The 2,032-nt window shown below is 61.9% G+C and carries 1 protein-coding gene; it reads left to right on the forward strand.

The window, feature by feature from the left end; genetic code table 11:
• Window positions 1–587 precede the first annotated feature (587 nt).
• Window positions 588–1,865 (forward strand): group II intron reverse transcriptase/maturase, encoded by a 1,278-nt coding sequence (gene ltrA, locus ACFOSH_RS42505; protein WP_378247230.1) that lies wholly within the window; start codon window positions 588–590, stop codon window positions 1,863–1,865.
• Window positions 1,866–2,032 lie beyond the last annotated feature (167 nt).

The raw sequence follows: 2,032 nt of genomic DNA on the forward strand, positions 1-2,032 counted from the left end.
TGTGTGCCACGAACACGACCGGAGGTTGCGATGTAGAAGGTCGCGCTGATGGTTGTGGTGCTGCACTGGTGATGGAGGTGGGCCCTCTGGGATCGCTCTGCAGGGAGTGGTTCCAAACCGCCGTCAGCTGCTGCGGTGAATGAGCCGTGGTGGTGAGCGTGACGGGAAAAGGCGCACAAGATGTGTCAGGTGAGAGCCGAGAAGGCGAACGTGAGTGAACCACTGATGAAGTGTCGAAAGCGTAGTGACGTCATCAAAACCGGGGTCCAGTTGTTGCCCCGGGATAAGTCAGGGGGATACCTGTCTACTGCCCTGATGGTGACCGGCATAAAGGTGGCGCGAGCTCGGTTCAGGCTCCAGTGTGGAACGTGGGAACGCCTCGCCCTGATACCGCCGGCCGAGTGTTGGACCGGTCGGCGAGAGGGAGAACCCCAAGCAGCGGAATCTGCGAGGGGCGGAGTACCGATGCGGGGCAGGCGGGCGGACCGTCTCGTAGTAGCGGTGATGCCTGGTAATGCGGGCGGAGCGAAGGGGACGGGTTGCCCTGGTTCGTTCGAGGATCAACCAGCGTGGCTGGGAGGAGTCGGATGAACGAACCGAAGCAGCAGGACAAGTCGTTTCAGATCGACAAGATCGTGGTCTGGGAAGCATTTCAGAGGGTCAAGGCCAACAAAGGTGCGGCGGGTGTCGATGAGCAGTCGATCGCGGAGTTCGAACAGGCTCGGGACAAGAACCTGTATCGGATTTGGAACCGGCTGTCGTCGGGCAGTTATTTCCCGCCTCCGGTGAAGGCGGTGGAGATTCCGAAAGCGGGAGGCAAAGGGGTTCGGGTTCTCGGCATACCCACGGTCGCTGATCGGGTTGCCCAGACGGTGGTGCGGATGTATCTGGAACCGAAGGTCGAACCGATCTTCCATCCGGATTCCTATGGCTACCGACCGGGCAAGTCGGCGTTGGACGCGGTCGGGGCATGCCGGAAACGGTGCTGGCGAGCGGATTGGGTGATCGATCTCGACATCCGGGCGTTCTTCGACACCGTGCCCTGGGACCTCGTGCTCAAGGCGGTCGGCCACCACACCGACCAGAAGTGGATCCTGCTCTATGTGCGGCGGTGGCTGCAAGCGCCGCTGCAACGGCAGGATGGCACGCTGGTTGATCGGGATCGCGGGACTCCGCAGGGGTCGGCGATCTCGCCGTTGCTGGCGAACCTTTTCATGCATTACGCGTTCGATGCCTGGATGGTGCGGGAGTTCCCGAACCTCGGGTTCGAACGGTACTGCGATGACGCGGTGGTGCACTGCCGCAGCGAAGCGCAGGCCCGGTTCGTGCGGGCTGCTATCGCCGCTCGCCTGGCGCAGGTCGGTCTGGAGTTGCATCCGGACAAGACGCGCATCGTCTACTGCAAGGACGAGGATCGCATGGGTTTGTATGAGCACATGAAGTTCACGTTCCTGGGGTATGAGTTCCGTCCGCGGCTTGCCAAGAACAAGCACGGCAAGCATTTCGTGTCGTTCTTGCCCGCGGTCAGCACGGACGCGATGAAGGCGATGGGCCGGGAGATACGTTCCTGGCACCTTGCCCGGCGCAGTGACAAGTCCCTCGATGACCTTGCACGGATGTTCAACAGCATCGTGCAGGGGTGGATCAACTACTACGGGCGCTTCTACAAGTCCCGGTTGCTCTACTTCCTCCGCAGGCTCAACCGGCATCTGATCCGGTGGGCCTGCCAGAAATACAAACGGCTCAAACGCCGAGAACGCCACGCGATGGCATGGCTGGCCGAGATAGCTCTGCGAGCTCCTCGTCTGTTCGCCCATTGGCGTCTCGGTGCACGTCCTGACGGCTGGGCAATGGGAGCCGGATGAGTCGAGAGGTTCAAGTCCGGTTCTGAGAGAGGCCGGGGGTGAAATTCCCCCGGCCTACTCACCTCGTAGTAATGGTCAACGGCCGCCGGGACCACGCTGAAATCTTGTGGGGCGAGATCGAGACGGTCCTGGCCGGGGTCGGGCTCCGGCTCGCTCCGGAGAAAACC

This window comes from Amycolatopsis speibonae, assembly GCF_042647925.1.
In the GTDB taxonomy this organism is placed as follows: domain Bacteria; phylum Actinomycetota; class Actinomycetes; order Mycobacteriales; family Pseudonocardiaceae; genus Amycolatopsis; species Amycolatopsis speibonae.